The 10027-nt window shown below is 42.5% G+C and carries 8 protein-coding genes and 2 tRNA genes; 2 read left to right on the forward strand and 8 right to left on the reverse strand.

Annotated features, from left to right (window positions below):
* The 8 genes from WAM07_RS18650 to spoIIE all read right to left on the reverse strand — a co-directional run.
* A partial coding sequence (locus WAM07_RS18650) for an Hsp33 family molecular chaperone HslO (RefSeq protein ID WP_422168888.1) occupies positions 1-246 on the reverse strand: 246 nt, incomplete at its 3' end.
* 6 nt (positions 247-252) lie between these two features.
* On the reverse strand, positions 253-1044 hold the full coding sequence (locus WAM07_RS18655; protein ID WP_422168889.1) for a type III pantothenate kinase: 792 nt from the start codon (positions 1042-1044) through the stop codon (positions 253-255).
* 127 nt (positions 1045-1171) lie between these two features.
* Entirely contained in the window at positions 1172-3232 is a 2061-nt protein-coding gene (gene ftsH, locus WAM07_RS18660) for an ATP-dependent zinc metalloprotease FtsH (protein WP_422168890.1), read from the reverse strand.
* A 118-nt stretch (positions 3233-3350) separates the two neighbouring features.
* Positions 3351-3890: a hypoxanthine phosphoribosyltransferase gene (gene hpt, locus WAM07_RS18665; protein ID WP_014641380.1), complete on the reverse strand. Its 540-nt coding sequence runs from the start codon at positions 3888-3890 to the stop codon at positions 3351-3353.
* An 11-nt stretch (positions 3891-3901) separates the two neighbouring features.
* Positions 3902-5344 (reverse strand): tRNA lysidine(34) synthetase TilS, encoded by a 1443-nt coding sequence (tilS, locus tag WAM07_RS18670; protein WP_422168891.1) that lies wholly within the window; start codon positions 5342-5344, stop codon positions 3902-3904.
* Positions 5345-5380: 36 nt separating this feature from the next.
* Positions 5381-6304, reverse strand: a complete 924-nt coding sequence (locus WAM07_RS18675) for a protein kinase domain-containing protein (protein WP_422168892.1) — start codon at positions 6302-6304, stop codon at positions 5381-5383.
* Positions 6285-7022, reverse strand: a complete 738-nt coding sequence (locus tag WAM07_RS18680) for a VWA domain-containing protein (protein ID WP_422168893.1) — start codon at positions 7020-7022, stop codon at positions 6285-6287. Before WAM07_RS18680 ends, WAM07_RS18675 begins: the two co-directional genes overlap by 20 nt.
* Before the next feature lie 63 nt (positions 7023-7085).
* Positions 7086-9533 (reverse strand): stage II sporulation protein E, encoded by a 2448-nt coding sequence (gene spoIIE / locus WAM07_RS18685; RefSeq protein WP_422168894.1) that lies wholly within the window; start codon positions 9531-9533, stop codon positions 7086-7088.
* A 282-nt stretch (positions 9534-9815) separates the two neighbouring features.
* Here spoIIE and WAM07_RS18690 point away from each other — a divergent pair.
* Both WAM07_RS18690 and WAM07_RS18695 read left to right on the forward strand, forming a co-directional pair.
* Positions 9816-9889, forward strand: a tRNA-Met gene (locus tag WAM07_RS18690).
* A gap of 45 nt (positions 9890-9934) precedes the next feature.
* Positions 9935-10006, forward strand: a tRNA-Glu gene (locus WAM07_RS18695).
* The last annotated feature ends 21 nt before the right edge of the window (positions 10007-10027 follow it).

Raw genomic sequence — 10027 nt, forward strand, 5'->3', positions numbered from 1 at the left:
TGCATTTGTGTCAGCTATAATAGCCCCAGCCGGGCCATCACCTTCTACTTTCACCGTAATTTTATCTTCCCCTTTAAGCATAGCTCCCATCATAGAACTAATGGTAAGGGTTCGGCCTAAAGCAGCAGAAGTCGTCGCCCATGTATCCTGTCTGCGCCGGGCCTCCTCTACGGTATCCGTTGATTGCACGGCATAAGCTCTTACTTGTCCACCGAAAGCCAGAGCACGTACTAAATAATCTGACATGGCTCATCATTCTCCTTTAAATGCTTTTTTTCCTTTATTACGCTGATATATTTTATGAAGACCTTTTAAAGTTAGATAAGGATCTACATGATCAATGGTCCTCGACTGACCAGCAATCAGTGTAGCCAACCCTCCTGTCGCAATGACTGTAGGGGTAGAATCAGCTGTTTCTTTCATCCGTCGGACCACTTCATCTACTTGCCCAACATACCCATAAAAAACTCCAGATTGCATCGCTTCTACTGTACTTTGCCCTACGACGTTATCAGGACTCTTAATTTCAATTTTAGGGAGTTTCGCTGCTTTAGCATACAAAGCTTCCATCGAAATGTTAATGCCCGGTGCAATGGCACCTCCCATATATTCTCCACTTTCGTTAATATAACAATACGTGGTGGCTGTACCAAAATCTATGATGACGAGTGGCAGCGAATAATCCTCAATCGCTCCTACTGCATTAACTACGCGGTCCGCTCCAATCTCTTCAGGATGCGGGTACTTCATCGCAAGACCATGAGATACATTACCTTCCCCTATAATCATGGGCTGCTTTTTAAAATAATAACGAGACATGCGGTCAAGTGCAAACATTATAGGCGGTACGACAGAGGAAATAATTACACCGTCCATATCTTCAAATGTTAAACCCTCATGATCAAATAGTGATTTAATCAGCATGCCATACTCATCTTCTGTTTTATGTCGATCCGTTTTTATTCTCCAATGATAACTTAATGATCCATTATCAAATACCCCAAGCACGGTATTCGTATTACCTACATCAAGAACAAAATTCATGCTTACAGCCTCCTGCCTCATTTCCTTCGGCTACCATCATATCACACCTAACCCTTCGCGTGCCCACAAGTGCGCACACGAAAAATGTCACACCAGCCATAAAGGCCGATGTGACATGTTACGCCAATTAAGAACGACGATCTTCAGAATCTGAATCAGACGTTTGGTCTTTGTCGTCTACTTCTTCAGTAGAAGAGGTATCCTTAGTCGACTCTGACTCTTTTGCTTCTTCTGCTTCTTTTGATTGAATATTTACTCGTACATCATCGTCATCACTAAAATGATCTTTGCCTGATGAAGTATTGTTCTTGATTTTTGCGTTATTCTTACGGGCAAGCTCTTCCAGCTCTTCGTCTGTTGGAAGGCGCTCTTTATCGAACAGGGATCGAATTTGAGTAGCGTCAAGAGTTTCTACGTCAAGTAGAGTCTTTGCGATCAACTCAAGCTTAGATTTATTATCCGTAAGAATTGTTTTCGCTCGATCGTAACAATAATTGATAAAGTTTTGAACTTCTTGATCAATTTCATAGGCGATTTGATCACTGTAATTTTGTTCATTTTGGATATCGCGGCCAAGGAATACCTGACCACCTGAGTTAGAACCAAATTGAAGAGGGCCGAGTTTTTCACTCATTCCATACTCCGTTACCATCTTGCGAGCGATGGCAGTGGCACGTTGGAAGTCATTGTGAGCACCTGTGCTTACTTCACCAAACATGACTTCTTCAGCGACACGACCACCTAGCAGACCAGTAATTTTATCAAACAATTCCGGCTTGGTCATGAAGTAGCGATCTTCTTTAGGAAGCATAACGGCATATCCACCTGCTTGTCCACGGGGTACGATCGTTACTTTATGAACCATATCGGCATCATCCAGAACCATTCCAATTACCGTGTGACCACTTTCGTGGTGAGCTACGATATTACGTTCTTTATTAGAAATTACACGGCTCTTCTTAGCTGGCCCTGCAATGACGCGGTCAATTGCTTCATCCACATCATCCATATCAATTTTGTTCTTATCTCCGCGGGCAGCTACAAGAGCTGACTCGTTCAATAAGTTCTCAAGATCGGCACCTGAGAAACCTGGAGTACGAAGAGCGATCGTTTTCAAATCAACATTTTCAGATAGTGGTTTATCTTTTGCGTGGACAGCGAGTACAGCCTCACGACCTTTCACGTCTGGACGGTCTACCGTGATTTGACGGTCGAAACGTCCTGGACGAAGAAGGGCAGGGTCCAGTATGTCAGGACGGTTAGTAGCAGCGATAATGATAATACCCTCATTAACACCGAAACCGTCCATTTCTACTAGTAATTGGTTCAACGTTTGTTCACGTTCGTCGTGTCCTCCGCCAAGACCTGCGCCACGCTGACGTCCAACGGCATCGATTTCATCAATGAAAATAATACCCGGAGCGTTCTTCTTCGCGTTTTCAAATAGATCACGAACACGAGAAGCACCGACACCGACAAACATTTCTACGAAATCTGAACCACTGATAGAGAAGAATGGAACTCCTGCTTCTCCTGCAACGGCACGTGCAAGTAATGTTTTACCTGTACCAGGGGGTCCTACGAGCAGGACACCTTTAGGAATGCGTGCACCTACGGCAGAGAATTTACGAGGATCTTTTAGGAAGTCTACGACCTCTACAAGTTCCTGCTTTTCTTCGTCTGCTCCGGCTACGTCTTTAAAACGAACTTTTTTCTTGTCTTCCGTGTACATCTTAGCCTTACTTTTACCAAAGTTCATGACACGGCTTCCGCCGCCTTGAGCTTGATTAAGCAAGAAGAAGAATAAGATGAAAATAATGATAAACGGGATGATCGATGTTAGAAATGTCACCCATGCGCTAGGCTGCTCTTCTTCTTCAACATTAAGAACACTTTGTTCCTGAGCGGTTTGGGTAATATTTGAGACGATTTCATCGTTTGCAGGGATTTTTGCTGCGAATTCCCCTTGATCTTCACCTTCTCCAGCCAGCTGCCCGGTGATTTGAATTACACCATTTACAGGCTGAATGGTCATCTCTTCAATTTGACCATTATTTAATTTATTGTAAAAATCATTTACGTTCAACTGCTGCTGTGGCTCACCTTGACCTCTAAATAGACCGACGACGCCGATAACTACGAGGAAGATAAGTAAATAAAATATAGTATTACGAAATATCCGGTTCATTGCCTACCTCCTCCCAAGCGAGAAAAACTATTGTAAATAGTATCATAACAAAAACGGACGACACAACTAATTACCCTCATTCCTGCAGATTCGAAACTCATAATCACCGATTGATTTTTCATCCGCCGTAAACTTCCGGCTTCAGAATCCCAATGTAAGGTAAATTGCGGTACTTCTCTTGATAATCTAACCCATATCCCACAACAAATTCATCAGGGATTTCAAAACCAATCGTATCTGCCTTAATGTGAGCAGTACGACCAGCTGGCTTATCAAGCAGGGTTACAACTTTAATGGAATTTGCTTGACGGTATTTAAATAAGTCTACTAAGTAGCTTAACGTCAATCCACTATCAATGATGTCTTCTATAATTAAAATATCCCGCCCTTCCACTTTCGTATCCAGGTCTTTAACAATTTTAACTTCTCCAGACGATCTTGTACCACCGTGATAGCTTGAAACATCCATAAAGTCCATCTCAAGATGGATTTCTACTCTTTTCAGTAAGTCTGCCATAAATGGGGTTGCGCCTTTTAATACTCCAACGGCTAACGGAAAACGATCCTTATACTCTTCCGTTAAGTGGGCCCCCATCTCCTTACACTTTTCCTGAATTTCTTCTTCAGAAATCAGGACCTTTTCAATTTCGCTGTGCATGTCTGCTCCTCCTACGTTTCTGCTTTATTTTCATAATGCAACCGAAGCCAAGTGCCTGAAGATCCATCCGTACTTCCCCCGCTTTTTTTTAAGCCGACCAGCCATAGGATCTCTCCATTGCTGTCTGTTACAAGCGGCCACGTTTTGCGTAGATGAGCCGGTATTTTCTGGTCAATAAAAATATCTTTCACTTTTTTTGAACCATTCATTCCTCTCAAACGCATTCGATCTCCATTCCGCCTCGTTCTTACAATAAAGGGTAGTTTTACGTGATGAGCATCACATGTAAAGACAGAATCTCCCTCTTTTTCCTGAGGACTTCCCCACTCAGCATATAAATGAGCTCCATCAGGAAGAACGACTGTTTCTCCAGCATTAAGGAAAAATTCATACTTATCTTCCTCATCTGAACGGTCAAAAGAAAGTGTCACTTCATCATAAGCGCGGACGACTTGCAAACCTTGAGGAAAGTCCAGCTTTGCATTCGGTTTGTGATCATATAATAGGTTCATAAACATTTCCTCATGCAAATAGGAAATATCTTCAGTTTGGTTAACATACAGATAGTTCAATATTAGATGAAAGGCACTTCTTTGTAAAGCAAGTGGAAACGTTTTAAAAGTCGATAAGGAGAATTGTACGATTTTCTTCATATTTGAAGAAAAACACATAGTATCCAGTACTTCTCCGGCCTGCTCCCTTATGTATGACTGGTCTTCTCTCATCCTTTGACTCATCGTCTGCATATGAGAATGGAACTTTGGATTCTGCTCCTTCAGAAAGGGCATAACATGCTTACGAAAAGCATTTCTCGTATAATTCGTCTCCTCATTCGAAGGATCTATCCGCACCCTTACGTTATGACGGGCATTGTAATCAGCAATTTGACTCTTGGATAAAGATAGGAATGGTCTTACAAGTTTCCCTCTTCCAAACGGCCGCTGAACCGGCATTCCTTGTAAAGACTCAGGACGTGCACTGCGAACCAGCTGCATCATCATTGTTTCAGCCTGATCATCTCCATGATGGCCCATAGCCAGTACATCTGCTTCTCTTTCTTCCATCATTCTCTCAAAAAACTGGTAACGTAAGTAGCGGGCTGACTCTTGAGTTCCTGTTCCGGACTCGCGTTTGTGCGAATGCACATCGACAGAAGCTCCCGCAAAATCAATGCCCCATTCTTCACATTGATTTTTCACAAATTCCAAATCCTCCTGAGACTCCTGTCCTCGCAGTCCATGATTTACGGAAACACCAATAATTTTCAGGTTCCAGGAGTTTTTAATGGAACAAAGGAAGTGTAGAAGAGCCATCGAGTCCGGTCCTCCTGAAACAGCTGCGAGTACGGTTTGATGAGGGGAAATAAGTTGATGTTCTTTTACAAATGAATGGACGATCTGCTCCATGCGAAGATCACTCCTGTTAGATTCAAACTGCCTGCTTTCTTTCTCCATCGTACCACTCTTATTACCTTCTGCAAAAGAATACACTTATATCCAGAAACTAAATATTGAAAATCCACAGAATACCCCCACGACTGCAGATAAAGCCAATAGCTCACCCCACTCAGAAGAATGTTTCTGAGCTTTCATTTGCTTCCTGGAAACAGGTGTTCCTTTCGCTCGTTTCATGACTATATAGGATAAAGCTTGTTTCATTTCTGAAGCACTTTGAAACTTCCCTTTCCATACTCCTGCAATAAGAGAATGATAAGGTTTTAGATCATTAGAGGAAGCAAGCTTTGCAGTCAGCGTTCTTCTAGGATGAGCCCCTTTTTCAAATTTATTCGGATGCACCATCTCTAACATAATCATAGTGACGGCAAACAAATCATAAGAAGGCTCAGCCTTTCGGGAGCCAAATCCCCAGTACCCTCGATCATAAAATTCTGTGTACTCTTTAATAGCCCGGCCTATCGCTGTAACGCCTCCTACATCAATCCATCTCACTTTTGAATTTGACATTAACAAATTATCCGTCTTCAAATCTCCGAAGACGAATCCCGCTTTGTGAAGATGCTCCAGATCGGTTAACAACTGGATTGTACAGATACCGATCCATTCTTTGCTTTTCCCTCTTAAAAAATGAGTTAAAGGCACCCCTTCTACATACTCCATGACATAAAAAGGGAAAACTTGAAGAGATGGTGCTTTCCAATCGTCTACATCAACAAAAGCAGGCCCAAGTTTCACTCCTTGGACCTTACTGAATTTCTTCAACATATTTACCTCAAGCATCATTCTGGAGCTGTCTTTCCCTACCTTGAGGGCTACCTTTTCCCCCTGGAAAGTTTGACATAAATACACGGCGCCGCAAGCTCCCGCTCCAAGTTTTCGGATCACTTTATATTTATGACCATTCCACTTTCCTTGTAAATATGTCCCGGGAAATAATTTAAAATCCTGTTTCTTCATAAGGATCTTCTCCATCCTGCATGCCTCTGAACAGAGGTTTTTCAGTAAAGGCATAGAGAGCTTCTTTCAGCGCAGGACCCGTAGGCGTGTATCCACCGCTTGAAAGTTTAGAAAAAACGCCATTGATTTCTCCGAGTTCCGGAGTCCATTTAATGACCCGCCGGATCGTATGTTTTACATCAGGAAATGTATAAATACTGAATTGATTTGATCCGGTACGTGCGTTGAGACTCAAAGAAAGATCATAAAGCGCTTCTTTCACGGTAGGTAATTTATGCTGCATGCTCGCGCTTGTATCCACAAGTACAAGTACTTCAAGCTCACATGCTTCACCTAAATCTTCTACCACTTCTACTACTTCACTCCTTGTAGCGGGCGGCAGCTCTTCAATACTTTTGCCCTCTCCCAGAATTTCCTGTAATTCTTTATTAACGACACCCTGAATGGTTTGAGTCATGGCTTGTCTCGTAACCATCTGCACGGTTTGCGACAAACTTTTCTGATAAACAATTTGACTGACGCCTCCACCTGCCTCAGCAATCGATTCAACTTCTTCAAGCCCTTGAGGCTTCTCATTTTGCCGATCGTCAAGAACGCCAATCACATTGACCGTTACTCCCTGATTTCTAGCCAGAGCTGCTACGGCTATAGGGTCTTCTCCATGGTTCGAGCATCCATCTGTCAATAATAGAATTTGTTTTAATCGGCCTGCTTTCATTTCGACATCCCTCCTGTTTCGTTGCTTCCATCTTCGCCGAAAAGGAGGAATCTTATACGCCGGTTAAGCCTGTTTTTTCTCTGTAGGGATAGAGGACCACTCCGGCATATACCGGTCTATTCTCGCTACAAGAATCGTCATATCGTCATGAATGGAACCTCGATGCGTGCGGATCACTTCTTCCAGTAGAAGATCAGCTACCACTTGAGGCTCGCTGCTGTAAACCTCCTTTATTTTTCTCTTGAACCATATCTCCACGTTCTCTACATGATTATGACCATCTAATATACCATCACTCAGCATGATCAATAAATCGCCTGCCTTCAACTGCTCGTTGGTCATATCTACATCCACTTCTGGTATAATGCCCATCGGCAAGTTACCGGACTCGACAGTTAAAATTTGATCTCCTCTCTTAATAAAGCTAGGTGTGCTTCCCACCTTTATAAACTTGGAAGTAGCCTTATGCAAATCAATGACGGCTAAATCCAGGGTTGAAAATATTTCATCATTTGTACGCAGCGATAATATCGAATTTATCGACTGGATAGCTACGGATTCCTGCATCCCCGATTGCAGAATCTGCTTCAGCAGTCTAAGCGTTTCCATACTTTCTTCGTGGGCACGTTCACCATTCCCCATTCCATCGCTGATAGCGAGCGCATATTTCCCCCTTCCTAATTCCATCATGGTAAAGCTGTCGCCCGATATAAACCCTCCTCCTTTTGCGGCATGGGCTGCTCCTGTTTCAATAGCATAATGCTTAGCTGAACCAAACGTTAAATAGCACCTGCCATTAGGATAAGGAGAAATCTCTTCCATCGTAACCACAATCGTTTCCCCTAAAATATCCGATAGCACAGGTGCAATAATTTTCGCTCCTTCCCCTCGGTAATTATTTATTTCGACTACGAGTTCTAAATCAATATTTCCGGCATCCAATGTATAGATTTCAAGTTTTTGAATATCCATCCCCATTCTTTCTAACGCGTTATAGATAATTTGTTCTTTTTGTTCGTGATGTTCTCGTTCTTTGACTATTTCTTTAGCAAAAGTGCTCATTACATCTGAAACGCCCTGTAGCTGCTCCGCTACAAAGCGGCGGCTTTCCAGGACCTGTTTTTTCAATTGTTTGTTTGCATGATAGAAGGACAATTCGTGGTTCATCGTATCGATTAACTTCTGTGATTTTACACAGTGCGCATCCACGTTTTTCCGGGTCATCCTGGTAGGTTCCCCTCTTTCGTCCAGTTCCATCATTAAACCTGTCATCAAATCATGAGTCTCATCAAACTGGTTAACCCAGCATTTTTCCTTTTTAAAACAGGATTGACAGGTTTTTTCTGTTACATGACTAAGAAAGTAATCAATTTCTTCTGTACCTTCTACAGCCTCCTTAGAATGGTCTAGATCATTGAAACTCTTAGAAAGCGCTTTAAATACATCAGAGAACTTACCTACTCGTACAGCGGTAACATCACGCACCTTTTGTAAGTATTTTTGTTGTTCAGAATTATGCTCTTCTGTACCTGGAATATAACGGGACAGACGTTTAACCCAGGAATTTGGAGTCAACACAAATAAAATAATAGCCCATCCCGAAGCCCATATTGAATCGGACAGCCCTCCTCCACTGGATACATAAAACCCAATTAATAACGTACCTACTGCAAGCCCTGCGCTCACCCCCAGTTTTTTGCCTTCTTTTAATAAACCTCCTAATAAGCCTGAAAATGCTAGCAGGCTCATTTGATAGATATGATCCATATTAGATAGACTAAGTACAAGTCCTGTAACAACACCAACTGTTGAACCAATGGCAGCCCCCGCAATATAAGCAAGGAGAATAACCAGGTAGCGCGCAAAGACATCGACGACCGCTACACCTTGAATCTGCCATCCAATCATTCCAGTTAACACGGAAGCTAACAATATAATTAAGCAGACGATTTCCTCATTTTTCAATGTTGGATGATATTTTTGCGGTGATAATAAAGGAAGACTCTGCATAAATATTAGTACAAGTATAAAAGTAAGAACTCCTTCAGCTAACATCAAAGTAAGTTCGTAAAGCTGCCATCGATCCAGTAGTGCGAGGCTTGCCGTACGGGGAATCAAACTTGCTACTAAGGCAATAGTCGGCAGCCATTTCTGGGGGTGACTTGTTCTGCGCAGCGCCAGACTTAATAGCAAAAAAGTCGTCGACGCTCCTACTACGAACCCTGCATGGGTGAAACTGTAGGTAGACGCCCCTGCCGCCATCATAATCGTAACCGGCAAGACTAAAGGTCTTTTTAACCACCAGATCACGGCTAAAAACGCAACTGAGAATGGTGCCATAGAAGATAATATAATAGCTCGTCCCAATAATAAGGAAAGCACCATGTGGAAAACGCCTTTGTCCGCCATAAACGAAAACATCCCTAGTGAAGCTTTTTGTAACCCTCTACCTAAGTTAGACTGCTTAAGTGTTGCCTGACGACCTTCCCGCTTCATCACCGTACCTGACATTTTTTCATCACTCCTTTTGTTATTGAACTTTATTAAACCACATAAAAGACAAGCATTTTGTCAAAACAACAGGAGAACAGAAACAAAAACTTCGATGCTTTTTTTAAGAAGCATAGGCCTTTCTACAAAATCTACCTGCCCCCCTCCCTTATCCATTCAAAAACCTCCTCCATTCCCTATCGAAATTTACATACTAGTCTGATATTTTTATTTTTTATTGACAGTTTTTTTTTCATGGTGTACTATATTCCTTGTGACTTTGAACACAAGATTTTTACTTATGGCGGTGTAGCTCAGCTGGCTAGAGCGTACGGTTCATACCCGTGAGGTCGGGGGTTCGATCCCCTCCGCCGCTACTTTTTTTAGAATTAAATGGCTGCAAAAAAATGGCCTACATATAAGGCCCGTTGGTCAAGTGGTTAAGACACCGCCCTTTCACGGCGGTATCACGGGTTCGAATCCCGTACGGGTCATCGAAACATTCTTGTCCTAAC

The sequence above is a fragment of the Halobacillus sp. genome (assembly GCF_049282395.1).
In the GTDB taxonomy this organism is placed as follows: Bacteria; Bacillota; Bacilli; order Bacillales; family Halobacillaceae; genus Halobacillus.